Origin of the sequence: Phenylobacterium hankyongense, from assembly GCF_003254505.1 — a bacterium.
Classification (GTDB): Bacteria; Pseudomonadota; Alphaproteobacteria; order Caulobacterales; family Caulobacteraceae; genus Phenylobacterium; species Phenylobacterium hankyongense.
Genome location: NZ_QFYP01000001.1, coordinates 1 through 24839, shown reverse-complemented (window position 1 = coordinate 24839; position 24839 = coordinate 1). Strand labels below are relative to the sequence as shown.

General features: G+C 69.4%; 23 protein-coding genes and 3 tRNA genes. 13 read left to right on the top strand and 13 right to left on the bottom strand.

Annotation, left to right across the window (positions count from 1 at the left end; translation table 11 throughout):
• Positions 1-168: 168 nt before the first annotated feature.
• From DJ021_RS00125 to DJ021_RS00110, 4 genes are read left to right on the top strand one after another with little or no spacing between them, the layout of a single operon-like run.
• A complete protein-coding gene (locus DJ021_RS00125; protein WP_111455599.1) occupies positions 169-3210 on the top strand; it encodes a TonB-dependent receptor in 3042 nt (1013 codons plus the stop codon).
• A 51-nt stretch (positions 3211-3261) separates the two neighbouring features.
• Complete coding sequence (locus tag DJ021_RS00120) at positions 3262-4839, top strand: tryptophan halogenase family protein (RefSeq protein WP_341538124.1); 1578 nt, start codon at positions 3262-3264, stop codon at positions 4837-4839.
• Entirely contained in the window at positions 4836-6356 is a 1521-nt protein-coding gene (locus tag DJ021_RS00115) for a tryptophan 7-halogenase (protein WP_111455598.1), read from the top strand. The genes DJ021_RS00120 and DJ021_RS00115 overlap by 4 nt, the downstream gene beginning before the upstream one ends.
• A gap of 5 nt (positions 6357-6361) precedes the next feature.
• Positions 6362-7405: a cupin-like domain-containing protein gene (locus DJ021_RS00110; RefSeq protein ID WP_111455597.1), complete on the top strand. Its 1044-nt coding sequence runs from the start codon at positions 6362-6364 to the stop codon at positions 7403-7405.
• On the opposite strand, the gene DJ021_RS00105 is transcribed toward DJ021_RS00110, so the two are convergent.
• From DJ021_RS00105 to DJ021_RS00095, 3 genes are all read right to left on the bottom strand, one after another.
• Positions 7384-9159: a glycosyl hydrolase family 28-related protein gene (locus tag DJ021_RS00105; protein ID WP_165837056.1), complete on the bottom strand. Its 1776-nt coding sequence runs from the start codon at positions 9157-9159 to the stop codon at positions 7384-7386. The two genes, DJ021_RS00110 and DJ021_RS00105, sit on opposite strands and share 22 nt — an antisense overlap.
• 14 nt (positions 9160-9173) lie before the next feature.
• Positions 9174-10802, bottom strand: coding sequence for an MFS transporter (locus DJ021_RS00100; protein ID WP_243625861.1), 1629 nt, complete (start codon positions 10800-10802; stop codon positions 9174-9176).
• A gap of 127 nt (positions 10803-10929) precedes the next feature.
• Positions 10930-11958: a LacI family DNA-binding transcriptional regulator gene (locus tag DJ021_RS00095; RefSeq protein ID WP_111455595.1), complete on the bottom strand. Its 1029-nt coding sequence runs from the start codon at positions 11956-11958 to the stop codon at positions 10930-10932.
• A 233-nt stretch (positions 11959-12191) separates the two neighbouring features.
• Here DJ021_RS00095 and DJ021_RS00090 point away from each other — a divergent pair, with 233 nt between their 5' ends.
• A complete protein-coding gene (locus tag DJ021_RS00090) occupies positions 12192-13238 on the top strand; it encodes a Cj0069 family protein (protein WP_111455594.1) in 1047 nt (348 codons plus the stop codon).
• A 38-nt stretch (positions 13239-13276) separates the two neighbouring features.
• Positions 13277-13987 carry a superoxide dismutase gene (locus DJ021_RS00085; RefSeq protein ID WP_111455593.1) on the top strand — a complete coding sequence of 237 codons (711 nt, stop codon included), beginning with the start codon at positions 13277-13279 and terminating at the stop codon, positions 13985-13987.
• Positions 13988-14021: 34 nt separating this feature from the next.
• Here the strand turns inward: DJ021_RS00085 and DJ021_RS00080 are convergent.
• Positions 14022-14097: transfer RNA gene (locus DJ021_RS00080), tRNA-Thr, on the bottom strand.
• A gap of 243 nt (positions 14098-14340) precedes the next feature.
• Between DJ021_RS00080 and DJ021_RS00075 the strand changes: the two genes are divergently transcribed.
• Entirely contained in the window at positions 14341-16443 is a 2103-nt protein-coding gene (locus tag DJ021_RS00075; RefSeq protein ID WP_111455592.1) for a catalase, read from the top strand.
• Between the two features lie 13 nt (positions 16444-16456).
• Positions 16457-16747 (top strand): hypothetical protein, encoded by a 291-nt coding sequence (locus DJ021_RS00070; protein ID WP_111455591.1) that lies wholly within the window; start codon positions 16457-16459, stop codon positions 16745-16747.
• Here DJ021_RS00070 and DJ021_RS00065 read toward each other — a convergent pair.
• Genes DJ021_RS00065 through DJ021_RS00055 form a run of 4 tightly spaced genes read right to left on the bottom strand, consistent with a single transcriptional unit; the run spans position 16744 to position 17793 of the window.
• On the bottom strand, positions 16744-17004 hold the full coding sequence (locus DJ021_RS00065; RefSeq protein WP_111455590.1) for a hypothetical protein: 261 nt from the start codon (positions 17002-17004) through the stop codon (positions 16744-16746). The two genes, DJ021_RS00070 and DJ021_RS00065, sit on opposite strands and share 4 nt — an antisense overlap.
• Before the next feature lie 11 nt (positions 17005-17015).
• Entirely contained in the window at positions 17016-17186 is a 171-nt protein-coding gene (locus DJ021_RS18775; protein ID WP_165837055.1) for a hypothetical protein, read from the bottom strand.
• A 27-nt stretch (positions 17187-17213) separates the two neighbouring features.
• Positions 17214-17573 (bottom strand): DUF6481 family protein, encoded by a 360-nt coding sequence (locus tag DJ021_RS00060; protein ID WP_111455589.1) that lies wholly within the window; start codon positions 17571-17573, stop codon positions 17214-17216.
• A 25-nt stretch (positions 17574-17598) separates the two neighbouring features.
• Entirely contained in the window at positions 17599-17793 is a 195-nt protein-coding gene (locus DJ021_RS00055; protein WP_111455588.1) for a hypothetical protein, read from the bottom strand.
• Between the two features lie 530 nt (positions 17794-18323).
• Between DJ021_RS00055 and DJ021_RS00050 the strand changes: the two genes are divergently transcribed.
• Complete coding sequence (locus tag DJ021_RS00050; protein WP_111455587.1) at positions 18324-18677, top strand: DMT family protein; 354 nt, start codon at positions 18324-18326, stop codon at positions 18675-18677.
• Between the two features lie 40 nt (positions 18678-18717).
• On the opposite strand, the gene DJ021_RS00045 is transcribed toward DJ021_RS00050, so the two are convergent.
• Positions 18718-19146, bottom strand: a complete 429-nt coding sequence (locus tag DJ021_RS00045) for a DUF1761 domain-containing protein (protein ID WP_111455586.1) — start codon at positions 19144-19146, stop codon at positions 18718-18720.
• 179 nt (positions 19147-19325) lie between these two features.
• Between DJ021_RS00045 and metG the strand changes: the two genes are divergently transcribed.
• Positions 19326-21149 (top strand): methionine--tRNA ligase, encoded by a 1824-nt coding sequence (gene metG, locus DJ021_RS00040; RefSeq protein WP_111455585.1) that lies wholly within the window; start codon positions 19326-19328, stop codon positions 21147-21149.
• 166 nt (positions 21150-21315) lie between these two features.
• On the opposite strand, the gene DJ021_RS00035 is transcribed toward metG, so the two are convergent.
• The 4 genes from DJ021_RS00035 to rlmB form a co-directional block, all read right to left on the bottom strand.
• Entirely contained in the window at positions 21316-21849 is a 534-nt protein-coding gene (locus DJ021_RS00035; protein WP_111455584.1) for an SRPBCC family protein, read from the bottom strand.
• Positions 21842-22204: an ArsR/SmtB family transcription factor gene (locus DJ021_RS00030; RefSeq protein ID WP_111455583.1), complete on the bottom strand. Its 363-nt coding sequence runs from the start codon at positions 22202-22204 to the stop codon at positions 21842-21844. The genes DJ021_RS00035 and DJ021_RS00030 overlap by 8 nt, the downstream gene beginning before the upstream one ends.
• 72 nt (positions 22205-22276) lie before the next feature.
• The gene (locus DJ021_RS00025) at positions 22277-23038 is read right to left on the bottom strand and encodes a YjbE family putative metal transport protein (RefSeq protein WP_111455582.1); all 762 of its coding nucleotides are present in this window, start codon (positions 23036-23038) and stop codon (positions 22277-22279) included.
• A 61-nt stretch (positions 23039-23099) separates the two neighbouring features.
• Positions 23100-23897 (bottom strand): 23S rRNA (guanosine(2251)-2'-O)-methyltransferase RlmB, encoded by a 798-nt coding sequence (gene rlmB / locus DJ021_RS00020; RefSeq protein WP_111455581.1) that lies wholly within the window; start codon positions 23895-23897, stop codon positions 23100-23102.
• A 130-nt stretch (positions 23898-24027) separates the two neighbouring features.
• On the opposite strand from rlmB, the gene DJ021_RS00015 reads away from it, so the two are divergent.
• From DJ021_RS00015 to DJ021_RS00005, 3 genes are all read left to right on the top strand, one after another.
• Positions 24028-24113, top strand: a tRNA-Tyr gene (locus tag DJ021_RS00015).
• 46 nt (positions 24114-24159) lie between these two features.
• A tRNA-Gly gene (locus tag DJ021_RS00010) sits at positions 24160-24233 on the top strand.
• A gap of 44 nt (positions 24234-24277) precedes the next feature.
• A partial coding sequence (locus DJ021_RS00005) for a GTP-binding protein (protein ID WP_133254904.1) occupies positions 24278-24839 on the top strand: 562 nt, incomplete at its 3' end.

Here is a 24839-nt window from a genome sequence, read left to right as displayed (position 1 = left end):
ATTTTACTCCAGTTGACAGCGCTGTCGGAAACGCCGGCGGGGTCGTCCGGAGCCAGTCGCGACCTTGCGGCGGTCCTCACCGGGGCGCTGCAGATCGGGTGCGACGAGACGGGAAAATGGGCAAGGCGCGGCGCCTCAGAAGCACCGCCCTTCGTGGGAGGTAAGCGAATGAGAAGGTCCATCCTCGATAGGGGTCGCAAAGCCGTGCTCGGCGGTGGCGCTTCCCTGATCACCCTGGCCGCCGTGGCGGTCGCTTGCCCGGCCTGGGCCGCGGACGCCGCCGACGCGCCTGTCGCAACCGCCGACGGCTCAAGTGCGACCGTCGATCAACTCAACGCCACCGCGGAGATGATCGAGGGCGGCATCGCCGGCACGGTCAACCTGCGCACGCGGCTGCCGTTCGACTCCGGGGACCAGCTGATCTCCGGCTCCGTGAAGGGGAACTACGGCGACCGCGGCAAGAAGACCACCTACGAGTACTCCGGGATCATCGCCAAGACCTGGGACACCGAGCTCGGCCGGATCGGGGTGCTCGCCAACTATGCGGATTCACACATCCTGACCCGCACCGAAGGCGTGGTCATGCAGCGGATCGGCACCTTCTGCTCGGCCGGATACCAGGACGCCACCGGCAAGCCGATCATCACCAACGGGGCGGTGGGTTGTACGGCCTCGCCCTACGGCGGCTCCACCTGGCAGTACATGCCGGGCCAGGTGAACTTTTCGCAGGTGAACTACGACCGCAAGCGGCACGGGACGTCGTTGGCGTTCCAGTGGGAGAACAACCCCGGGACCCTGGAGTTCACCACCCAGTACAACGACTCCTACTACCGCAACGCCTGGCTGGAGAAGAGCGCCAACGTCAGCCTGTTCGGCACGTTCGGCTCGCCAGCCTACAACCCGCTGACCACCGCTGGCATCGGTCCCGCGCCGGGCACGCCGGGCCTGGTCTTCGGCGCCGACGGCATGCTGGTCTCCGGGGTGCTCACGCAGTCCACGGGGGATTGGGGCGGCAGCACGCAGGACAACATCAACCGCGGCTCGGCCGTGCCGGGCCTGCCGTTCGTCAACTACTGCGGGCCGGGATCGAGCTGCACGACGCAGCGTCAAGGGATCTACGTCAACGACGAAGCCCGCAACTTCAACCACTCCGAGGGCACCCAGGACCTCTCCGCGAACCTGAAGTGGAAGGTCACCGAAAACCTGCGCGCCAGCTTCGACGCGCAGTACATCAAGGCCACGACCGACAACTATGACATCCTGGTCGCTGCAACGACCATGGCCAACGCCCAGTACAGCGTCAACGGGGACGGGACGCCGCAGATCACCCTGCTGCCGGGCTCCAACATCAACTACGCGGCGGGCGGGCTGACCAACCCGCACAACTACTACATCCCGTACATTCAGGATCACTACGAGAGCAACAAGGCCGATGAACTGGCCCTGCGCGCCGACGCCGAATACAGCTTCCAGCAGGGCGGCTGGCTGAACTCCTTGAAGGTCGGCGTGCGCTACGCCGATCGTAGCCAGCAGGTCCACTACTCGACCTACAACTGGTCGCCTGTGTCTGCGCCCTGGAACTGCAACGGCCCGGGCTTCAACATCGACAACACGACGCCGGCCGCCTATCCGGCGGCCTGCGGCCACGCCGGGAACTTCCAAGGCTACGGCGCCGGGATCTGGGCGTCGTCGGGCCTGGGCTCGTTCTACAACGGAGACGTCTTCCCCAACCCGGGGATGGTGTTCCTGAGCCAGCAGACGCTGGCGGACCGGGCGGGCCTGATCAAGGCGTTGAGCCAGGCCACCACCAACTCGCCGCTGGGCTGGACGCCGCTCTGCGACCGCGCCGCCAACACCGACGGCTGCTTCGTCCCTCCCGAGATCCTGGATGTGGAGGAGAAGACCAAGGCGGCCTACGCCATGCTGCGCTTCGGCGGCGACGACGTGACGATCTTCAACGGCGTCACCGTCCAGGGCAACGTCGGCGTGCGCTTCGTCCGCAGCGAACTGACCAGCTCCGGCGGCGTCGCCTACCCGACGGCCGATTGGTACCGGCAGCTCACCGCCATACCTTGTGGCACGCCCCTGCCCAGCAACGTCGTCGTCAACCCGGCGTGTTATGCGACCCCGGCCCTGCTGGCCTTCAGCAACGGCGGCTCGTCGCTGAACTCATTCGGCGGGTCCCATGACGACTGGCTGCCGAGCTTCAACGTGCGGTTCGGCCTGACCGACCGCCAGTTCCTGCGCTTCGCGGCGTCGCGCGCCCTGGCGCGTCCGGACTTCGGCCTGTTGCGGAACTTCGCCAACATCCAGAAGCCGGTGATCGATGTAGGGCCGAACTCGGCGTACGTGGTCTACAACTCGCCGACTGCGGCGCACGTCGCGGCCAACGTGACGGGGTACAACTTCATCTTCAATGCGGACTCCGGTTACGGCGCCCTGCACCCGATCACGGCAGATCAGTTCGACATTTCGTATGAGAACTACTTCAACAGAAGCAGCTCCTTCACCATCGCGCTGTTCTACAAGAAGCTGAACGGCAGCATCGCCTACGGCGAGTTCCAGCGCTCGTTCACCAACAATGGCGTGACTCAGAACGTCACGATCCGGGGTCCGCGCAACGAGAACGGCGGCGGCAGCCTCGAGGGCCTCGAGGTCGCCTTCCAGACCTTCTTCGACTTCCTGCCGGGCGTGTGGAGCGGCCTGGGGATGCAGGCCAACTACACCCACACGATCCAGCACGGGATCAACAACTCCAACCTGGCCACCGAGCCGGGCTATGCGGCCGGGGGTACGGTCGGCTTCGGCGGTGGCCTGCAGGTCAACGGCGCGGTCATCGACTCCCACCGGCTGGCGGGCATCTCCGACGACGCCTTCAACGTGGTCGGGCTTTACGAGAAAGGCCCGCTCGCCATGCGGCTGGCCTACAACTGGCGCTCCGACTTCCTGACCAACAACCTCGACTGCTGCATCGGTCTGCCGATGTGGCAGAAGGGCGCCGGTTTCCTCGACGGCTCGATCCGCTACCAGCTGGGTCCGAGAATCGAGCTGTCGCTCGAAGGCTCCAACCTGCTGAATACGACCACGGTCTTCCAGCAGCAGGTGTTCGGCGACTCCGCCGCGACGCCGGGGGCCAAGGCGGTGAAGATCGACTCCTCGTGGATCCGCAGCGATCGGCGGATCCAGTTCGGCGTCCGCTTCAAGTACTAGGGCGCAGTTGGACGGCGTTGTTGCGGCAACGCCGTCCAAGGCGCAGCTTGCATGACCATGGAACGCAACCCAGCGGATAGCGCGGCGCTCAGGGTCGTCATCGTGGGCGGCGGTACGGCGGGGTGGATGTGCGCATCCGGCCTGTCGCGGCTGCTCGACCCCTCGGCCTATTCGCTGACCCTGATCGAGTCCGACGAGATCGGCGCGGTCGGCGTCGGCGAAGCCACGCTGCCGCACATCAAGATCTTCAACGACATGCTCGGCATCCGGGAAGCCGAGTTCCTGAGCGAGACCAAGGGCACCTTCAAGCTCGGCATCGAGTTCCGCGGCTGGGGCGCGCCGGGCGACAGCTACGTCCACCCGTTCGGGACCTTCGGCGAGCCATGGGGCGGGGTGCATTTCCAGCATCACTGGCTGAGGGCGCGCGCCGCCGGCGTCCCGGTCGCGCCGCTGGAGGCCTATTCCTACGCCGTGGCCGCCTGCCGGGCCGGAGCCTTCGAATTTCCCAGCGAGGACTCCAAGTCGATCCGCTCGACCTACGCCTACGCCTATCACTTCGACGCCAGCCTCTATGCGAGCTTCCTGCGCCGCTGGGCGACCGCGCGTGGCGTACAGCGGATCGAGGGCCAGGTGGTCGAGGTCGCCTGCGGCGGCGAGTCCGGCCTGATCGAGGCAGTGACGCTCAAGAGCGGCGCCCGCGTCGAGGGCGACCTGTTCATCGATTGCAGCGGCTTCCGCGCCCTGCTGATCGGCGACGCCCTGAAGGTGGGCTGGCAGGACTGGACCCCGTGGTTGCCCTGCGACCGGGCGCTGGCCGTGCCCTGCGAGCGGACGGCCGACTTCACGCCCTACACGCGGTCCACGGCGCAGGAAGCCGGCTGGACGTGGCGCATCCCGCTGCAGCACCGCACCGGCAACGGCTATGTCTTCTCCAGCCGGTTCACCGACGAGGGGAGGGCGCGCGAGGTGCTGCTGCGGGCGCTGGACGGGCCGGCCCTGGCGGAGCCCAAGCTGTTGCGGTTCAGCCCGGGCCGCCGCGAACTGGCCTGGAGCGGCAACTGCGTCGCCGTCGGGCTCGCCAGCGGCTTCCTGGAGCCTCTGGAGTCCACCAGCATCTTCCTGATCCAGGGCGCGGTGACCGACCTTGCGAACCTCATGCCGAAGCCGGGCGAGGGCGCGCGGATGGACCCCAGGCTGGCCAATGAATTCAACCGGCTGTTCGCGATCCAGTACGACCGGGTGCGCGACTTCCTGATCCTCCACTACCGCGCCAATGCGCGGCGCGGCGAAGCGCTGTGGGACTACGTGCGCACCATGCCGATCCCGGACAGCCTCGTGCAGAAGATGAGCCTGTTCGAGGCGCGCGCCTGGACGCCGGACTACAAGTACGGGCTGTTCGCCCGCGACAGCTGGCTCTCGGTCCTGATGGGGCAGGGCGTGGTCCCGCGAGGCTACGACCGGCTGGCCGAGGGGCTCAGCCTCGCCGACGCCGAGGCGCACCTGGCGCGGCTGAAGACGCGGATCGACGCCAACGTCGCGGCGATGTCCTCCCACTCCGACTTCATTGCGAACTACTGCGACCCCGCCGGCGCCGGCGCCGGCCCGCAGCCCCTGGCGACTGTCCGATGAGCGCGCCGCTGACCGAGGTCGTCGTCGTCGGGCGGGATGCGGCCTTGTGGCTTGCGGCCAGCGTGATCCAGGCCGCGCTACGGCCCGGCGTGCGGGTCACCGCTGTCGAGCTGCCCAGCCGCCTTTGCCCGGCCGACGTCTACGCCAGCCTGCCGGCGCTCGAAGCCTTCCATAACCTGCTCCAGCTGGACGAGGCGCAACTGCTTCGGCTGGCGGGCGGCAGCTTCAGCCTCGGGCAGAACTTCCAGTCCTCCGGCGGCGCCGGCCCGAGCTTCTTCCACGCCTACGGCTCCTATGGCGCGGCGATCGATCACAAGGACTTCTTCGCCTACTGGCTCAAGGCCCGCAGCCTGGGCCTGTCGGTGGCGCTGGAGGACTTCTCCCTCACCGCGGCCGCCGCCAAGCAGGGCCGAATGCTGCTGCCGGACGAGACCACCGAGCGGTTCGGTCGGACGGACTACGGCTACCATCTGCCGGCCTTGGCCTACGCCAGCGTGCTGAAGACGCTCGCCGTCCGACACGGTGTGACCGCCCTTCAGACGGACGCGGCTCACGCGGTGCTCGATCCGGACAGCGGCGACATCCTGGCGCTCGATTTGGCCGGGGGCCGGCGCGTCGAGGGGCAGTTCTTCCTCGACGCTTCGGGCGCCGAAGGCTGCCTGATCGCTGGCGTTCTCGGCGTCGGGCGGGAGGACTGGCGCAGCCATTTTGTCGCCGACCGCACGCTGGTGGCGCGCGCCGCGCCCTACGCCGCCGCGCCGGTCTACGCGGAACTGCGCGCCTGGGAGGCCGGCTGGGTGGGCCTGTTCCCGACCCAGGCGGCGACCCACATCGTGCAGGCCTATTCCAGCGCCTACTGCGATGACGGGGCCGCGCTGGTGGGCGCGGCGAAGGTCGCGCAACTCGACCTGGACGACGCCGTAGTGCGCCGGGCCGATCCCGGCCGCCGGCTCGTCGCCTGGGCCCGCAACTGCGTCGCGCTCGGCGAGGCGGCCTGCCTCTTCGACGCGACACATGCGGTGGAGCTTCACGCGGTGCAACTCGGCCTGGTGCATCTCCTCGAGCTCTTTCCGCTGGGCGGGGCGTTCGCCGTGGAGCGCCAGGAATACAATCGCATCACCCAATCGGCGTTCGAGCGGATCCGCGATTTCCAGTCCGCCTTCTACGTTCTCAACCGTTACGGAGACTCCGAATTCTGGAGCGCCGCGCGCCGCGCGCCGGCCTCGCCGGAACTCACCCACAAGATCGAGACCTTCGCCGCCCGGGGAGAGGCGACGCTGCTGGAGGACGAGACCTTCCTGATCGACAGCTGGCGGGCGCTGTTTGTCGGCCAGGGGCTGATGCCCGGCAGCCACATCCCGATCATCGACCAGACCTCGCCGGAAGAGGTCAAGCGCGAGTTCCGGCGCATCCTGGGCTTCATCAAGGAGCAGGTCCTGAAGCAGCCGTCCCACCAGCAATATCTCGACCGGCTCTGTCGGCGGGAAAAGGTCCCCGAGATCGCGAGCGGCAGCTAGGCCCCATGGATAAGGCTGTTGCGCCCGAGGCGGCCGGCGACCTCGATCGGTTGCCGCGCACGCCGGTAGCCCCGCCGCCCTCGAGGGAGGGGTTCGAGGAGATGGTGCGCGCGGGTCGGCCGCTCATCCTCAGGGGCGTGTTCGAGGACTGGCCGGCGCTGGCGGCCGGACGCCGCTCGCCGGAGGCGCTAAACGGCTACCTGAAGGCGATGGACCGCGGCGCCCTGGCGCCGGTCATGGAGGCGCCGCCGAGCACCCGTGGCCGGTTCGGCTATGGCCCCGACATGTCCGAGTTCAGCTTCTCCAAGCGTCAGTGCGGGATCACCGAGACCCTCGATCGCATCGGCGCCCTGACAGGCCGTGAGGGCGCGCCCTACGTGGCGATCCAGATGCTGCCGCTGGCCAGCCACCTGGCGGACTTCGTGCGCCAGAACCCGCTCGCCCTGCTGCCGCCCGAGGTCATGCCGCGGCTGTGGCTGGGCGGCCCGATCCGGACCCAGACGCACCACGACCCGGACCACAACCTGGCCTGCGTGATCGCCGGCCGCCGGAGGTTCCTGCTGTTCCCGCCGGAGCAGGTGGCGAACCTCTACGTCGGGCCGCTGGAGACCCCGCCGCCCTTGTCGCTGGTCGACCCCGAGGCCCCCGACCTGGCGCGCTTTCCGAAATACCGCGAGGCGATCGCCGCGGCCCAGGTCGCCTTTCTGGAGCCGGGCGACGCGCTGTTCATGCCCCGATACTGGTGGCACCACGTCACCTCGCTCGATCCCTACAACGCCATGGTCAACTACTGGTGGGGCGAGGCGGGGGAGGGCCTGGAGCGGGCCAGCGACTGCTTCCAGACGGCGCTGCTGGCGCTGCGGGACCTGCCGCCCGGCGAGCGGGCCTACTGGAAGGCGATGTTCGACACGCACGTCTTTGGCGCGACCCGCGAGGCGAGGGCGCACATCCCGGCCGACCTGCAAGGCGCGCTGGGGCCCATGAGCCCGGCGTTCCGCCGCGCCTTGAAGCAGCAGCTGATGGCGGCCTACCTGCGGGCGGCGCCCTGAACCCCAGCCGCGGGGCACAGGGTCGTCTCCCAGCCATCGTTCCCCGCTGCGCGGACCACCTCGAACCCCGAGCCGCAGTCGTGGACGCCGCCGATCCCCAGGCCGCGGGACTTGACCCGATCGAATGTGGCCGCGCCGCTCGACTGCAGCTGGACGGCATAGGTTCCAGCCCCGTCGATGGTGATGCGGCTGAAGCTGACGCCGCGTATCGGCTTGCCGGTGAACTGGATGGCCTCGTAGGAGCTGTCGACGAGGTCGGTGTCCTCCACCCGGATCCGCGCCCCGTCGATCGGCCCGTCCAGGGCGTAGAGCCACAGCGCCCCGACGCCGGTCCGCCAGTTCGGGTCCAGCACGCCGGCTCGAACCGTGGTGTTGCCGGTGAGGCGGATCTGGCCTCCGAACGGCGTGGCCTCGAAGCGGCTGCCCAGGTGCAGGCCGCCGCCCTCGGTGACGGTGTCGGCGACCAGGTTGCCTTCGATGGTGATGTCGCGGCCGCCGTACGCCGCGATGCCGTTGGCGAGCACGGGCGCGATGACCGTGTTGCGGCGGAAGGTGATGCGGCGGTTGCCCTTGCCCTGTGACCAGGAGGCGAGGCCGTCGTCCCCGGCGTTGCGCACGAACGTGTCCTCCACCACCGCATCGGCGACGTCGCGGTGGAAGTTGAGGCCGTCGGCGGTCTGGTCGAGGATGCGCAGGCCGCGCACGCGGATCGCCGACATCGGGCCGTCGAACCAGAGGCCGCCCTTGGTGTGCTGAATCCAGAGGTTGGAGATCGCCGAGCGGCTCATCGCCCCGCCGACGCCGGCCAGCCTGGCCTTGTCGACCCGCTCCTCGACCTCGCCGATGATCGCGAAGTCACGCAGAACGACATCCCGGCTGCCGTGGGGCGCCGCGCGGCCATAGACGCCCACGCCGCGGCCCGTGAGCACCGAATACCACGGCCCCGCTCCGGCCAGGGTGACCCGGTCCGCCACGAGGTGGCCGTCCACCCGATAGACGCCCGGGTCGATCCAGACCGGTCGCCCCGATCGCCGGCCGGCGGCGATGGCGGCGGTGATGGGCGCCAGGGAGTCCCTGGCGCCGGAGGGGTCGGCCCCGAATCCCAGGATCGAGATGGCGTTCGGCGGCCGGCGCGCCGGTGGCCCGACCCGTTCGAAGTCGGCGAGGTCGAGAACCCGCCAGGCCGCCGCATCCGGCTTTTCGACGACGAACCGCACCCGCGTTCCCGCCGGCAGGACGGCTGGGAGGCGAAGCCGGCTCTCGTCGTAGAAGTGATGCGGCCGCCCGTCGCCCGGCTGGTTGGTGAACGGATAGCGGCCATAGAACCAGCCATAGCGAGAGGTCAGAGCCAGCGCGCCCAGCCGCACCCCGTCGGCGTAGATGGCGATCTGACCGTCGAGGCCGCGGCCATCGGCTGCGTCCGGGAGGGCGTAGCGCAGGCTGACCGCGTCGGCCGGCCGATCCAGGATGAACTCGACGTAGCCGCCGACGCCCTCCAGGCGAACGGCGCGCCGTCCCGACGCTTCGGCGGCCAGGCTCGTGAACGTGCGGTCCGGGCCGATGATCTTGCCGTTGGTCAGGCCGTTTTCCGCTTCGTACTCGACGAAGGGCGCCCGCGCGCCACGGCCCAGGGTCGCCTGCGGCGGCAGGGCGGCCACGGTGGCCGGCGTCGGCGACGGCTCAGCCGCAAAGCTCGCCCACGCGGCGGTCTCAAGGATCGCCGCCAGCAGGATCGATTTCCAGAACCCCGCCAAGCCGCGCTCCGCGCCTAGCCGCCGCTGCGGGCGGTTGCCAGGAGCGGCGAGGGGTCCGCCTCCAGGTCGCGCAGGTCGCGCCCGCGGGTCTCCGCCCCGAACCAGGCGATCAGGACCATGGCCAGCAGGGTCGGGATCATGATCAGGCCCGCGGCCGGCCCCACCGCCGGGGCCGCGGCCAGGATCGCCAGGAGCTGGGCGAGCAGGCCGCCGAACTTTGAGCAGGCCGCCACCCACCCGGCGCCGCGGCCGCGCACGCGCAGGGGATAGCTCTCCGCCGCATAGGGCAGCAGGATGGCCAGCACGCCGTTGGAGCCGACGATCAACAGCGCCATCGGCAGGATCGGGCTGAGGCTCGGGCCGGACGTCGTCTCGATGTGCAGCACCAGGGCCAGGCCCAGGGCCATGATCCCAATCATCAGCACCAGCGACCACTTGGTGCTCCAGCGGCTGTAGAGGAAGGCGCTCAGGAAGACCGTGGGGGCGGCGATCAGGGCGGAGAGGGCCAGGAGGCGGCTCAGGGCTTCCATCGAGTAGCCCTTGGCGGTGAGGTCGGCGGGCAACCACAGCAGCAGGCCGAAGTTCACCAGTCCCCAGGTCAGGGCGACGATCGACAGCGACAGGGTCTTGCTGAGGTGGTTTCGCGCCAGCGGCGGTGTCGCGACCGGGCCGTGGGCAAGCCCGGCTTCGGCGTCGGCGGCGCCGTCGTCGGGTCCCGCGATGATGCGTGCGCCGAACCGGCGCAACACGGCGTGGGCCTCCTCGACGCGGCCGACGCTGAGGAGGAACCGGGCCGACTCCGGAATCGCGCCGTTGAGCAGGATCAGGATCAGCCCCGTGGGCAGCCCCAGGAACCACATCACCCGCCAGCCGAAGGCGGGCTGCAGCGCCGCGGAGAGGCCGCTGGCCGCCAGATAGCCGCCGACCGCGCCGAGGCCGCCGATCAGCACCATGCTCCAGCCGCGGTGCCGCGACGGCATGCTCTCGGCCAGCAGGGCGTAGGCCACCGGCAGCATTCCGCCGGCGGCGGCGCCCATCAGGAAGCACATGGCGATGTTCCACCACAGGCTCGGCATGGCGCCGCAGATCGAGGTGCCGACGAACATCACCGCCGACAGCAGGATCGACGCCCGCCGCCCGAAGATGTCGGCCAAAAGCCCCCAGACGATCGAGCCGGCGACCGTGCCGGCCAGGGCGGCGAACGGCAGCAGGGCGACGGTGGACTTCGGGACCCCGTATTCGCGGATCATCCCGGGCACCACGAACCCCAGGCTGGCGGGCTTCATCACGTCGATGACCAGGGCGATGACGAGCAGGGCCATCAGCCGCCAGTGGGCCGCGGTCAGCGGCGCGTCCTCGGCGGCCGAGACGTGCACGCGGGCGGCCTGGGCTTCGGCCTGGAGGTTGCGCCGCGGCAGCAGTCCGAACCCGGCGACCGCGACGCCGACGACGATCAGGCCCATGCCGCCGATCATGGCCGGATCCATCGGCATGCCGGCCAGCTGGAAGCCCATGTCGCGCGCCATCCAGACCATCGGCAGATGCGCCAGCACGCCGGCGGTCACCGCCGCGCAGCCGATCCAGAAGGCCCATGCGCCGCGGCGGTCGCTGAGTACGCTGGTGGATCCCCCCGGAATGGTCACTGGCGTGTTCTCCCACTCGAAGGCCGGCCGACAGCGCTGTCAGCGGCAAATGCTCGATGGGACCGGCCCACCCCCGAATGGAGGATAGGTTGGGAGAACCGCGTTCACAACTGCGCTGTACCGCCGGCTAAGCCGCGCCCGGAGGTGGCCCCGAGGACTGACGCGGGACCAGGGTGAAGGCGAGCAGGCGGCCCCGCGGCCCACGGGCGGCGGCGCGGCGGCCGATCAGCATCTCCGCGGCGACGGCGGCCATTTCGGCGGTCGGCTGGCGAACGGTGGTGAGTTGGGGCCAGACCACCTGGGCGCTGGGCGAGTCGTCGAAACCGACGACCGACAGACCGCTCGGTATCTCGATCTGCAGCCGGTTGGCCACCGCCATGACCCCGAGCGCCATGTCGTCGTTGCCGGCGAAGATGGCCGTGGGCCGGTCAGGCGACGACAGCAGCCGCTCCCCGGCTTCCGAGCCGGACCGGAATGAGAACTCGCCGGGTTGAACCCACTCGGGACGCACCGCCAGGCCCGCGCTCGCCATCGCGTCCAGAAACCCCTCGCAGCGGCGGGCCGCCGCGAAGTGGTCCGGCGGGCCCTGGATGAAGGCGATGTCGCGGTGACCCAGCCCCTGCAGGTAGTGCGTCATCTCCTCGGCGGCCTTGCGGTCGTCGATGTAGACGTAGGGGCTGCGCTCGAGATCGCGCGACGGCGCGATGCGGACGTAGTTGGCCTTGGCGGCGTCCAGTGCTTCGAGCACCTCGGGCAGGTCGCAGAGCGGCGGCGTCAGCAGCACCCCTTCGGGACGGACGCGCGCGTGGAAGGCGGCGATCCGTTCCCGCAGCGTCGCCCCGGCCTCCTGGACCTGTTCGACGATGAGGTGGTAGCCCGCCGGACGGCAGGCGGCCATCGCGCCTTGCTCGACCTGGCCGACGTAGCCCGGGCTCGGATTGTCGTAGTAGAGGCCGATCAGGTAGGAGCGCGCGCCCGCCAGCGCGCGGGCCGACACGTTGGGGGTGTAGTCCAGCTCCTTCGCCGCCTTCAGCACCCGCTCACGCGTCGCCTCACGCACGTGCGGCTCCTGGTTGAGCACGCGCGAGACGGTCTTGATCGACACGCCCGCCAGTTCCGCAACGTCGTCGATGGTGACTGTTGGCAAGACATCCATCCGCTTGGGGCTTCATCCATATCCGCTGCGCGACGCGCGCCGCAAGGGTCGCAGGCGGAATGGCCAGGAGGGGAGCCCGGCCAGCGGGACCGGGCGCCGCGCCGCGAGGGACTTGAACCGGCTGGCCATCGGGCTAGTCTGGCCTCTTCCGGGCCGATGCGGGCGCCCGGCCAGACGGTTCGCCGTCCAAGACCCGCTCCTGCAACCCGGCCCTGCGGCCGGCGGGAGCGCGCATGGTTGAACCGGACCGACACCGCTTCAAAGTGGCCATCCTCTGGCGCGGCGACGCCCAGGCGCGGGCCGAGGCGCGGCCGGAGACCAGCCGTCTGGCGGCCGTGTTCGCGGCGCTGAAAGGCCAGGGCATCGCCGCCGAACCCGCCGTCTATTCCGACGAGTTGATGGATCAGGTGCGCGACCAACTGCTGCCGATGGACGCCGTCCTGGTCTGGGCGGACCCGATCGCCGGCGGCCTGCGCCGTACGGCGCTCGACCGCCTGCTCCGCCACCTGGCCTCTGCAGGCATCCTCGTCAGCGCCCACCCCGACGTGATCGGGAAGATGGGCGTCAAGGAGGTCCTCTACCGGACCCGCGAGCTGGACTGGGGAACCGACACGCATCTGTACGAGACGGCGGCGGCGTTCGAGGCCCAGTTCCCGGCCCGGGTCGCAGCCGGCCCCCGCGTGCTCAAGCAGAACCGCGGCAATGGCGGCATCGGCGTCTGGAAGGTGGAGGCGGCCGGCGCGGAAACCGTGCGCGTGCAGGAGGCGCGGCGCGCGGCCGAGCCGGAGGTGACGTCGCTCGCGGCATTCATGTCTCTCTGCCGTGACTACTTCGCCGAGGGCGGGCGGCTGATCGACCAGCCGTTCCAGCTGCGTCATCTGGACGGCATGGTCCGCTGCTACATGTCCGGCGGCCAAGTGGTCGGGTTTGGGCGCCAGCTTGTCCGGGCGCTCGCGCCGCCGGAGGCCGGGCCGGCGAGCCCGCGACTCTATTCGGGGCCCGACGATGTGCGGTTCCAGCGCTTGCGGGGCCTGATGGACCAGGACTGGACGCCGGCCATGGCGCGACGGCTCGACATCGATCCGGCGGCGCTGCCGGTGATCTGGGACGCCGACTTCCTGCTCGGTCCAAGAACGCCGGAGGGCGAGGACAGCTATGTGCTCTGCGAGATCAATGCGAGCTCGGTCTTCCCGATCCCCGACGAAGCGCCTGCCGCGCTCGCCGAGACCCTGCGCCAGCGCTTGGTCGAAAGGCGCAACCGGCGAGCGGCCGACGCGTGACCTTCCTCTTCCCCGCCACCCACTGACCGGAGACTTCCATGACTGAACCCACCGTCGATCGCCGCCTGCTTCTGGGCGGCCTGGCGCTTGCCGGCGCCGCGGCCGCCGCATCTTCGGCCGCCGCCCAGCCGGCCGCCGGCCCAGCCGCATCGGCCTTCGCGCCGCAGCCGCAGCCGCTGCCGTTCGACCCGAAGGCCGTGCCGGGTCTGTCGGAGAAGCTGCTCGTCAGCCACCACGACAACAACTACGTCGGCGCCGTGAAGCGGCTGGGCGCGATCCGTGGCGAGTTCGGCAATCTCGATCCGGCCACGGCGCCGGTGTTCGAGGTCAATGGCCTGAAGCGCGAGGAGCTGATCGCCTGGAACTCGATGATCCTGCACGAGGCCTATTTCGCCGGCCTGGCGCCGGGGGCGGCGGCGAGCCCGGCGCTGGCCAAGGCCATCGAGCGCGACTTCGGCAGCCACGACCGCTGGGGGGCCGAGTTCGCGGGCATGGGCAAGGCGCTGGGCGGCGGCTCGGGCTGGGTGATCCTCACCCACAGCCGCCGCGACGGGCGGCTGGTCAACACCTGGGCGGCCGACCACACCATGACGCTCGCCGATGGCGCGCCGCTGCTCGCGCTCGACATGTACGAGCACGCCTATCACATGGACTACGGCGCCAAGGCCGCGGCCTATGTGGACGCCTTCATGAAAGCGTTCTCGTGGGGCCACGCCAACGACGCCTTCCGCCGCGCGACCGTCGCTTGACGGCGGGAGCGGGCCGCTGGGCCCAGCGCGTAGGTGGTGCCGGATGCAGGACTCGAACCCGCGACCTTCGGTTTACAAAACCGCTGCTCTACCAGCTGAGCTAATCCGGCGCTCTTGCTGCCCGTCTGGCCACGGACAGCGCCTGCGGGCGGTCCAACCCTTTGAGCCGACCCGCGGGGGTCTTCCTTAGACGTTCCGGCCGCCCGGCGGCAACCGCCTGCGCGGCAGGGCGGCGGGCGCACGCTTGCGCGACGAGGGTCGCGGCGCCCGAGCAGGCGTCACCTTAGCGACCAATCCGGCGGGCCGGCGTTAGCCCATGAGTTCGCGCCAGCGGACGCAGCCGGGACAATCACATGCCAAACGACAAGGGCAGGGCGCCGAGCGCTCCGGATTCCAAACTGATCGTCGCGCCCGGCGGCGAATTGCACCAGACGGCCAGTCAGCCGGACGGCAGGCTCACCACCAATTTCGGCGTGCCGCTCAGCGACGACCAGAACTCGCTGAAGGCCGGCCCGCGCGGACCGGCCCTGCTGGAGGACTTCGTCCTGCGGGAGAAGATCCAGCACTTCGACCACGAGCGCATCCCCGAGCGGATCGTCCACGCCCGCGGCTCGGCGGCGCACGGGTTCTTCGAGCTGACCACGTCGCTGGCCCCCTACACCCGCGCCAACATCCTCACCGAGGTCGGCCAGCGGACGGAGGTGTTCACCCGGTTCTCCACCGTGGCCGGCGGCGCCGGCTCCGTCGACACGCCGCGCGACGTGCGCGGCTTCGCCGTCAAGTTCTACACCCGCGAGGGCAACTGGGACCTGGTGGGCAACAACATCCCGGTCTTCTTCATCCAGGACGCCATCAAGTTCCCGGACCTGATCCACGCGGTGAAGATGGAGTCCGACCGCGGCTATCCGCAGGCCGCCAGCGCCCACGACACCTTCTGGGACTTCATCGGCCTGATGCCGGAAGCCACCCACATGGTCATGTGGGCGATGTCCGACCGGGCGATCCCGCGCTCGTTCCGGATGATGGAGGGCTTTGGGGTCAACACCTTCCGCCTGGTGAACGAGAAGGGGGAGGGCACCTTCGTGAAGTTCCACTGGCGGCCCAAGCTCGGGACCCAGTCGACCTGCTGGGACGAGGCGCTGAAGATCGCCGGCGCCGACCCCGACTTCCACCGCCGCGACCTGCACGAGGCGATCGCCGGCGGCCATTTCCCCGAGTGGGAATTCGGCGTCCAGCTGGTGAGCCAGGCCGAGGCCGACGCCCTGCCGTTCGACATCCTCGACGCCACCAAGCTGATCCCCGAGGAGATGGTCCCGATCCAGGTGGTCGGGCGCATGGTGCTGGACCGCAACCCGGACAACTTCTTCGCCGAGACCGAGCAGGCCGCCTTCCTGCCCACCAATATGCCCCCGGGCATCGACGCCTCCGAAGACCCGCTGCTGCAGGGGCGGTTGTTCTCCTACCAGGACACCCAGCTGTCGCGGCTGGGGAGCGTCAACTTCCACCAGCTGCCGATCAATCAGGCCAAGGGCTGCCCTTTCCAGAACATGCAGCGGGACGGGCACATGCAGATGCAGATCCCGAAAGGCCGCGCCAACTACGAGCCCAACAGCCTCGCCGAGGCGGGCGAGGAGGGCGGGCCGCGCGAAGATCCGAAGGGCGGCTTCCGCACCGCCGCCATGGCGGTCGAGGGGCCGAAGGTGCGCCTGCGCGCCGAAACCTTCGCCGACCATTACAGCCAGGCGCGCCTGTTCTTCCGCTCGCAGACCAGGATCGAGCAGGCCCACCTGGCCAGCGCCATCGTGTTCGAGCTGTCGAAGTGCAGCTTCGAGCATGTCCGCCAGCGCATCCTGGCCAACCTGCAGAACGTCGATAGCGACCTCGCCCAGCGGGTGGCGACGGGGCTCAACATGGATCTGCCCGCCAGAGCCGAGCCCGCGGTCGAGCCGAAGGACATGGAGCTCTCGCCCATGCTGCGGATCGTCGGCAAATATCCGCAGACGCTGATGGGGCGGGCGGTGGGCATCCTGGTCACCGACGGCGCGGACGGCGCCATCGTCGAGGCGGTTCGCAAGGCCGCCGAAGGCGAGGGGGCGACGGTGAAGGTCGTGGCGCCGAAGATCGGCGGGGTCACCCTGAAGGGCGGCGATGTCCTGAAGGCCGACGGCCAGCTCGCCGGCAGTCCGTCGGTGATCTTCGACGCGGTCGCCGTGGTTGTGTCCGCCGAGGGCTGCGCCCAGTTGCTGGGCGAGAGCGCCGCGACGGACTTCGTGGCGAACGCCTTCGTGCACCTGAAGGCGATCGGCTTCACGGCGCAGGCGAAGCCGCTGCTCGACAAGGCCGGCGTGCAGACCGACGCCGGGGTGGTGGACCTGGGCTCGGGCGCCGAAGCCTTCCTGCCGCCGGCGCGCACCCGCCAATGGGACCGCGAGCCGAGCGTCAGGATGCTGGCGTGACCGGGAGGCTCGGATGAGGACGCGTGGAAATCCCTGGCTGAGGCTTGGCGTCGACAGCCTGTGGCTGGGCGTCGAGGCTCAGAGGGTCATGACTCTGCGGATGATGAAGCTCGCGGCCGGCGGTCCCGCCGCCGCGGCCGAGGCTCAGCTGATGGTCACGGAGAAGATGCGCGCCGCAGCCGAGACGCAGGCGCAGGTGGTGACGAGCGTGATGACCGGAAAGGGCCACCTGGCGCCGTCACGCGCGGTTGCGAGCTACCGCCGGAAGGTCCGCGCCAACGGCCGGCGTCTGAGCAAGGGCTAGCGGCCGCCGCCGGTGATTTCCTTGATCATGGCCTGCACAGGGGCCTTGCCGCCGACGCCCCACACCAGCTTCAGAAAGCCGAGGGTGCGGATGGCGGCTTCTTCGAACTTCCACTCGCACTCGTCGAAGCGGCAGCTGTCGAAGTGGGGCAGCTCGCCGCCGGAATAGATCATCCGGCAGGACCGGAATTCGCAGTCCGCGAAGCTCTCCCCGTCGAGGACGACGGTCTCATGGTTGAAGATGGTCGCGGTCTGCATCGGGGTGTCTTTCAGCTGTCGTCGTCAGCGGCCGGGGCTTCGCCCGCGGACTGGGCCGGATCGGACTGGGCGCGGTCGTGTTCCTGCTGCTCGCGCTTGGCGCGCGCCTTCTCGGCGGCCTTGTTCGCCTTGATGCGCTCACGTTCCATGCGTTCGAACTGGTAGTTGGGCTTGCGGGCCATGTGGCGATCTCCGGTAGGGGACGGCGGTTACTGGCGCGCCTTGCGGGCGGCGTAACGAGCGTCGCGTTTGGCCTGGGCTTCGGCCTTGGTCAGGGCCTTGCGCTCCTTGCGCTCGCCCCGCTTGGCGTCGAGGGCGGCGGCGGCCACGTCGGCTTCGGCCTGGCGTGCGGCTTCCTCGGCGTCGGCCGCAGCCTGTTTGGCGTCGGCCTTGGCGACGGCGCGCTCATCGCGCACGCGGTCGAGCTCGGCGGCCTTCATCGCGGCGCGTTCCGCGAACAGCGGATCGGTGACGGTGGGTTTCGGCTTGAACTTCTCGAGCAGGGCCTTCTTGGCGTCCGCCGCAGTCTTCAACCGCTCGGCGTAGCCGGTCTTCTGGATCTCGTTCATGTGGCTTTCGGGTTGGCCGGCCGGATCACTCCGGATGCACGGGCGGCTTGAAGGAGGCGGCGCAGATCGCCTCGAGATGGCCCCGGATGGAGCGGGCGGCGAGCAGCGCGTCGACGGCACGGCAGCCGTCGGCCTTCAGCCGGTCCTTGAGCCGGTCGAGATCGCTGAACTGGCCGGAGCGGGCCAGGGCGTAGGCGCGTTCGACGGTTGGCATGGTCATCAGCGTGCGGCCTTCCTTGGTTTTGGCGCGTGACGCCCTGCCGACGTGGCGCGGGTCGCCACAGGTGTCACCTTCGAGTGTAAGTTTTCATCGGCGCCGGCAGCGCGGACGATCAAATTCGTGAGGAGGGTCGAGGCAGGCCCGGGAGCTCGATCCGAGGAACGAGCATGGAGAGCAACCGAACCAGAACGATATTCGATAGGCTGAATGTGTCACGAAACCTCTCCGAAAGCCACGAAAATTCCGGGCCCGGCGGATTTTTGTCGCGCTTCGGGTCCGCAGAGGGCCGCGATTGCTGAGTAAATTGAACCGGCTGCGTCGATGGGTTCTCCGCCGGAGCCGCTCCGGCCTGCCGATCGGGATGCAGTTCGTCGGACGGATGGGCGAGGAGGGGTGCTCTTCCGGCTGGCGGCGCAACTGGAGCAGGCGCAGCCATGGTTCGACCACGTTCCGGCGCTCTAGCTCCCCGCGCGAGCGCGAGCTACAGCGCCGCCAACGCCCATCCGCGGAACAACCGGAGTCCCCCGTCGATGCCCTTGAACTGGACGGCGATCGCGCCGGTGCTGATGCTGGTCGCCTCCAACGTGTTCATGACCTTCGCCTGGTACGGCCAGTTGAAGGTGGAGCACCGGCCGCTGTGGCTGATCGTGGTGATCGGCTGGGGGATCGCCTTCTTCGAATACTGCCTGGCGGTGCCGGCCAACCGCATCGGGCGGGCGGTCTATGAGCCGGCGGAGCTGAAGGCGATGCAGGAGGTGATCACCCTGGCGGTGTTCGCCGTCTTCTCGGTGACCTGGCTGGGCGAGCGGCTGACCGTCAACCACGCCGTCGGCTTCGGCCTGATCGCCGCCGGGGCCTTCGTGGTCTTCAAGGGACCGTTCTGAGGAGACGCCCCACCCGCCCGGGCGGGGCGTTCCGAGACGCTCAGGCTGTGGCCGCGCGGCCGGCCGGCGCGCCGATCTTCACCAGCGCCAGGGTGGCGCCGGCGACCACGAAGGACACCAGCAGGTAGCCCATGTTGATGGCTACGAACGGCAGGCTCATGCCCATGTAGAGGTACTCCAGCGCCTGGGTCGTGAAGCTGAAGAAGAACCAGGCGGCCAGCGAGGCCATGATCGCCGCGTTGACGCTTGTGGCCCCCGCCCGGCGGAGGAGCCAGGCGAGCCCCAGCACCACGATCAGAGTATTCACCGCGCCCAAGGCCATCATCACGTTCTGGTTGGCCATATCCGGCGTGTGTCCCAAGGCGGCGACCCAGGCCTGGCCGAACAACGGCCCGTACCAGAGCATCCCCAAGCCTTCGAGCAGCACCACCGCAACGATGACGGCGATCCAATTGACGCCCTTCAACATGCGTATTCTCCCTTATAAGACGGCGTGTTCTCTTGACGACTCAAGGGCCGCCGTCTTCGCCCTGGCGGGACCGTGACTCCGATAACGGTGGTTGGCGAGGATTTCTTGTGCGCGGCTTTGGCGAACCGGGAGGGTGAGCCTATAAGCCCCGGTTTCCGCGAACCCCCTGCAAAGCGCCCATGTCCCGCATCCTGATCACCTCGGCTCTGCCCTACATCAACGGGATCAAGCACCTGGGGACGCTGGCGGGGTCGATGCTGCCGGCCGATGTCTACGCCCGGTTCCAGCGCTCGCGCGGCCGCGAGACCCTCTATATCTGCGCCACCGACGAGCACGGCACCCCGACCGAGCTGGCGGCGGCGGCGGCGGGGCAGGATCCGGCGACCTTCTGCGCCGAGCAGCACGCCGTCCAGCACGACCTCGGCCGCCGGTTCGGCCTGTCCTGGGACCATTTCGGCCGCTCGTCCTCGCCGCAGAACCACCGGCTGACGCAGCGCTTCGCCCAGACCCTGTGGGAGGCCGGCTTCATCGAGGAGCGGATCACCCAGCAGGTCTATTCCAACGCCGACAAGCGCTTCCTGCCGGACCGCTACGTGATCGGCACCTGTCCGCACTGCGGCTATGACGCGGCCCGCGGCGACCAGTGCGAGAACTGCACCCGGGTGCTCGACCCCGCCGACCTGCTGCACCCGCGCTCGGCCATCTCCGGCTCCACGGACATCGAGATCCGCGGCTCCAAGCACCTGTTCCTGCGCCAGAGCCTGTTCTCCGGGAAGCTGCGCAGCTGGATCGAGTCCAAGCGCCACGCCTGGCCGCTGCTGGTCACCTCCATCGCGCTGAAGTGGCTGGACGAGGGGCTGCAGGACCGCGGCATCACCCGCGACCTGGAATGGGGCGTGCCGGTCAACGCCTTCGAGTGGGGCCCGAACCCGCAGGGCCAGACGCCCGATATCGAAGGGCTGGCCGGCAAGGTCTTCTACGTCTGGTTCGACGCGCCCATCGAGTACATCGCCGCCACCTGGGAATGGGCCGACGCCCGCGCCGCCGAGGCGGAGCAGGGGCCGGCCAAGGACGAGGACTGGGAACGCTGGTGGCGGCAGCCGGCGGCGGCGGACGTCACCTATGTGGAGTTCATGGGCAAGGACAACGTGCCCTTCCACACCGTCGGCTTCCCCTGCACGCTGATCGGGATCAACGAGCGCCTCCAGGCGGACGGGACCTGGGCGACGGTCGAGAACGCGCCCTGGAAGCTGGTCGACCAGCTGAAGGGCTTCAACTGGCTGGACTACTACGGCGGCAAGTTCTCCACCTCGCAGCAGCGCGGGGTGTTCATGGACCACGCGCTGGAGCTGCTGCCGGCCGACTACTGGCGCTGGTGGATCACCGCCAACACGCCGGAGACTTCCGACGCGACCTTCACCTGGGAGCAGTTCCAGGCGCAGGTGAACGCCGACCTCGCCGACGTGCTGGGCAATTTCGTCAACCGCATCCTGAAGTTCACCGAGAACCGCTTCGACGGCGTCGTGCCCGCCGGCGGCGAGCCAGGGCCGCTGGAGGCGAAGCTCGAGGACGAGGTGCTGGCCAAGCTGCGAGAGCTCAGCGGCCACATGGAGGACCGCGAGTTCCGCAAATCGGCGACGGCGCTGCGCCAGCTCTGGGTGCTGGGCAACCAGTACCTCACCGAGGCCGCGCCCTGGACGGCGGTGAAGACCGACCGCGAGCGCGCCGCGGTCAGCGTCCGCTACGGCCTGAACCTGGTGGCGCTGTTCGCCAAGGTCTCCGAGCCGTTCATCCCGTTCGCCGCCGAGACCATCGCACTGGCGGTGGGCGAGAGCTTCCCCGGCCGTTGGCCGAGCCTGGACGGCGAGGGCGTGCTGGACATCCTGGAGCCCGGCCGGACGGTGAAGGCGCCCGAGGTGCTGTTCCGCAAGGTCGAGGAGGCCCAGGTGGCGGAGTGGGTCGCGCGGTTCGGCGGCGCGGAGACGGCGGTCGAGCCCGCCTAGGCTGACTGGCCTAGCGGGCTTTCCGCGGCGCGTAGGCGATCATCTGGATCTCCACCACGCCATCGGGTCCGAGCAGGCCGGTCGTGCCGACCGCTGTCCCAGATAGATAGCTTGAGCATGGCCCGGACTTAAGCAAGCGCCGGCGTCCGGGCCAAATGACTCCTCGTTAATGCGGCAGGCGCGCGTCGTAGTCCGTGCGCAACCGCGACCATTCGCGCCAGAAGGACGTCGACTGACCGCCTCGGACGCGGACGCCCAGGAGGTCGAGGTGGGCGTGCCAGCCGGCGCTGACCTTCAGCAGGGTGTCGCGGTCCGGCAGGCGGCGGTGGGTGACGGTCAGCAGCACCTCGGCGCCGCGCGGCTCCAGTTCGAACGTGACGTCGCCGCGTTCCCCCCAGGCGATGGTGAGCAGCCGCGGCGGATCGACCTGCACGACCTGGCTGCGCATGCTGTGCTGCGCCTCAATGCCTGCCGGCCGGTCCTCCGGGTGATCCGTGAGCCGGTCGTTGTGCCAGACGAACTCGAAGGCCCCGCCGGGCTTCAACTCCATCTCGCCGGTGGCCAGCCACTTCCCGCGCAGTTCGCTCTCGGTGAGGTAGGACCAGATCCGCTCGATCGGGCCGGGCAGCATGCGCTGGAGCCGGAGCGTCATGGGCTCAATCAGAACGCCGTAGGCGTCGAGGGTCGTGGTGTCAGTCATGGTCTTCTCCTTGCGATTTAGCGGCGTCCTCCTGGCGAAGGAGGCTTTCGAGGATGTCGAGGCGTCCGCTCCAGAACTGTTTGTAGAAGCCGAGCCACTCGTGGGCGCCCTCCAGGGGGCGGGCCTCCAGGCGGCAGAGGTGCTTGCGGCCGGCCACCGTGCGGCGAACCAGGCCGGCGCGCTCCAGGGCCTTGATGTGCTTCGAGGCCGCGGCCAGCGAGATCTCGAAGGGGGCGGCCAGCTCGCCGACGCTGCGCTCGCCGCCGGCGAGGTCGCGCAGCATGTGGCGGCGGGTGGCGTCTCCCAGCGCGTGGAATACGGCGTCGAGCTTTGTCGCGGCTTGAAGTTCAACCATGTGGTTGAATATGAAGGCGGCGAATCGGACTGTCAACCGGATGGTTGAGGATCGTCGCGTGCGCGTCTGGCCCTAAGGCGCCGGCTTGGCCCCGGCCTTGCGCTCGACAACCTCGCCCGGCTTGATATCGAGCGATTTCGGCATGGCGGCGTTGTAGCCGGCGGTCCTGTTCAGATCGATGGCGACGGTGCGGGCGCCTTCCCAGATCATGTGCAGGGCCACGTAGAAGACGATCGCCAGGCCCACGTAGCCCAGCCAGCGGAAGCGGTGCAGCAGCTTGGCGATCCAGCTGGCGGCCACCCCCATCAGGGTGATCGAGAGCAGCAGGCCGACGATCAGCACCGTCGGGTGCTGGCGCGCCGCGCCGGCCACCGCCAGCACGTTGTCGAGCGACATGGTGAGGTCGGCGAGCAGGATCTGCAGCAGCGCCTGGCGCAGCGTCTTGGCCTTGGGGGCGGCGCGCGGCGTCGCGCCGATGACGACGCCCGTGGCGGCCTCCAGCGCGGCCTCGCCTTCGGCGCCCTCTTCGCGGCCCTGCTCGCGCAGCTCTCGCCACATCTTCCAGCAGACCCAGAGCAGCAGGACGCCGCCGGCCAGCAGCAGGCCGATCAGCTTCAGCAGCTGGACGGTGATCAGCGCAAAGCCGATCAGCATCACCACCGCGCCGGCCAGGCCGAGCACGATGGCCCGGCGGCGCTGGTGCGGCGGCAGGCCGGAGGCGGCGAGACCCACGGCCACGGCGTTGTCGCCGGCCAGGGCCAGGTCGATCATCACCACCTGGGCAAAGGCGGCGACGGCGCCGGCGCCGGCCAGGTTGGGGATCGCAAACGCCATCAAGACCTCATGTGACAGGGCTGGAGACGCAGCAACACCTCCGCGGGCGGAAGGCTCCGGTTCAGCTGCGCGGGCGGGCGGCCTCATAGAGGGCCACAGCGGCGGCGGCGGAGACGTTCAGGCTCTCGAAGCCGCCGGGCATGGGAATTTTCGCCAGCTCGTCGCAATGCTCGGCCACCAGCCGGCGCAGGCCTTCGCCTTCCGAGCCGAGCACCAGGACCACCGGCCCGCCGTCCAGCACGGCGTGCAGGTCGCGCTCCGCCTCGCCGGTCAGGCCGACCGCACGCCAGCCGAGCTCGGTGAGCTGCTCGAGGGCGCGGGAGAGGTTGACCACCCGGGCCACCGGCACCCGCTCCAGGCCACCGGCGGCGGCCTTGGCCAGCGCGCCGGTGAATCGCGGGGCGTGCCGTTCCTGCAGGACGACCCCGGCCGCGCCGAAGGCGGCGGCGGAGCGCAGGATGGCGCCGACGTTCTGCGGGTCGGTGACCTGGTCGAGAATCAGCAGGACGGCGCCGGGCCGCGCCTCGAAGTCCTCCAGCTCCGCCGATTCGAGCGGCGGGGTGCGCAGGGCCACGCCCTGGTGGACCGCGCCTTGCGGCAGTTGCTGGGCGATCAGCTGGTTGTCGGCGGACTCCAGCGCCGCAAGCCGACCGAATCCCTGCTCGATCTGACGGGCGCGCTCGGGCGTCGCCAGCAGGCGCAGCGGCTCGCCGCGACGCGGATTTCCCAGTGCGGCCTCCACCGCATGCCAGCCCCAGATCCAGTCGTCGGAGGCGGTTTCGGGACGCTTGTGGAAGTGGCCCGGGCGGCCTGGCTTTCGACCCTTCCGGGCGTCGTTGCGTTCGGGATACGAGGCCACTATAAGACGCGCTCCAAATTGGGGCCCTAGACGGGGTTGCCGCTTTGTAGGGCCTTGCGAGGCGGTCTTATCACCGCCCGCGCCTTCAGGCGGAAGCCTTTGTCAGAGCCTCGACTGGCTCCGAGCGCGCGGGGGAATGTCCCGAGTGGCAAAGGGGGGGGACTGTAAATCCCCTGGCGTACGCCTTCGTAGGTTCGAGTCCTACTTCCCCCACCACGCGTCGGACCGATGAGGAGATATGCGGTCACCCCGCAAGCCTTATGCGGGTATAGCACAATGGTAGTGCAGCAGCCTTCCAAGCTGAATATGCGGGTTCGATTCCCGCTACCCGCTCCAACCGTCTAGAAACCCGATTTCAAAGCAAAGTCCGCAGGATCCCGATGGCCAAGGAAAAGTTCGAACGCAACAAGCCGCACTGCAACATCGGCACGATTGGTCACGTTGACCACGGCAAGACGACGCTGACGGCGGCGATCACGATGACGCTGGCGAAGGCGGGCGGTGCGAAGGCGATGGCCTATGCGGACATCGACGCGGCGCCGGAAGAGAAGGCGCGCGGGATCACGATCAACACCGCGCACGTGGAATACGAGACCAAGAACCGCCACTACGCGCACGTCGACTGCCCGGGGCACGCCGACTACGTGAAGAACATGATCACCGGCGCGGCGCAGATGGACGGCGCGATCCTGGTGGTGTCGGCGGCCGACGGCCCGATGCCGCAGACCCGCGAGCACATCCTGCTGGCGCGCCAGGTCGGGGTGCCGGCGCTGGTGGTGTTCATGAACAAGGTCGACATGGTCGACGACGAGGAGCTGCTGGACCTCGTCGAGATGGAAGTGCGCGAGCTCTTGTCGTCCTACCAGTTCCCGGGCGACGACATCCCGATCGTCAAGGGCTCGGCGCTGGCGGCGGTGGAGAACCGCGACGCGCCGATCGGCG

What these genes read in the sequence shown, in the direction of transcription:
- DJ021_RS00050 (WP_111455587.1), top strand. Translation starts at nt 18,324, where the DNA reads ATGCCCTTGAACTGGACGGCGATCGCGCCGGTGCTGATGCTGGTCGCC.
- DJ021_RS00065 (WP_111455590.1), bottom strand. Translation starts at nt 17,004, where the DNA reads ATGCAGACCGCGACCATCTTCAACCATGAGACCGTCGTCCTCGACGGG.
- DJ021_RS00075 (WP_111455592.1), top strand. Translation starts at nt 14,341, where the DNA reads ATGCCAAACGACAAGGGCAGGGCGCCGAGCGCTCCGGATTCCAAACTG.
- DJ021_RS00030 (WP_111455583.1), bottom strand. Translation starts at nt 22,204, where the DNA reads ATGGTTGAACTTCAAGCCGCGACAAAGCTCGACGCCGTATTCCACGCG.
- DJ021_RS00035 (WP_111455584.1), bottom strand. Translation starts at nt 21,849, where the DNA reads ATGACTGACACCACGACCCTCGACGCCTACGGCGTTCTGATTGAGCCC.
- metG (WP_111455585.1), top strand. Translation starts at nt 19,326, where the DNA reads ATGTCCCGCATCCTGATCACCTCGGCTCTGCCCTACATCAACGGGATC.
- DJ021_RS00120 (WP_341538124.1), top strand. Translation starts at nt 3,262, where the DNA reads ATGACCATGGAACGCAACCCAGCGGATAGCGCGGCGCTCAGGGTCGTC.
- DJ021_RS18775 (WP_165837055.1), bottom strand. Translation starts at nt 17,186, where the DNA reads ATGGCCCGCAAGCCCAACTACCAGTTCGAACGCATGGAACGTGAGCGC.
- DJ021_RS00025 (WP_111455582.1), bottom strand. Translation starts at nt 23,038, where the DNA reads ATGGCGTTTGCGATCCCCAACCTGGCCGGCGCCGGCGCCGTCGCCGCC.
- DJ021_RS00055 (WP_111455588.1), bottom strand. Translation starts at nt 17,793, where the DNA reads ATGACCATGCCAACCGTCGAACGCGCCTACGCCCTGGCCCGCTCCGGC.
- DJ021_RS00115 (WP_111455598.1), top strand. Translation starts at nt 4,836, where the DNA reads ATGAGCGCGCCGCTGACCGAGGTCGTCGTCGTCGGGCGGGATGCGGCC.
- DJ021_RS00070 (WP_111455591.1), top strand. Translation starts at nt 16,457, where the DNA reads ATGAGGACGCGTGGAAATCCCTGGCTGAGGCTTGGCGTCGACAGCCTG.
- DJ021_RS00085 (WP_111455593.1), top strand. Translation starts at nt 13,277, where the DNA reads ATGACTGAACCCACCGTCGATCGCCGCCTGCTTCTGGGCGGCCTGGCG.
- DJ021_RS00110 (WP_111455597.1), top strand. Translation starts at nt 6,362, where the DNA reads ATGGATAAGGCTGTTGCGCCCGAGGCGGCCGGCGACCTCGATCGGTTG.
- DJ021_RS00090 (WP_111455594.1), top strand. Translation starts at nt 12,192, where the DNA reads ATGGTTGAACCGGACCGACACCGCTTCAAAGTGGCCATCCTCTGGCGC.
- DJ021_RS00125 (WP_111455599.1), top strand. Translation starts at nt 169, where the DNA reads ATGAGAAGGTCCATCCTCGATAGGGGTCGCAAAGCCGTGCTCGGCGGT.
- DJ021_RS00060 (WP_111455589.1), bottom strand. Translation starts at nt 17,573, where the DNA reads ATGAACGAGATCCAGAAGACCGGCTACGCCGAGCGGTTGAAGACTGCG.
- DJ021_RS00095 (WP_111455595.1), bottom strand. Translation starts at nt 11,958, where the DNA reads ATGGATGTCTTGCCAACAGTCACCATCGACGACGTTGCGGAACTGGCG.
- DJ021_RS00045 (WP_111455586.1), bottom strand. Translation starts at nt 19,146, where the DNA reads ATGTTGAAGGGCGTCAATTGGATCGCCGTCATCGTTGCGGTGGTGCTG.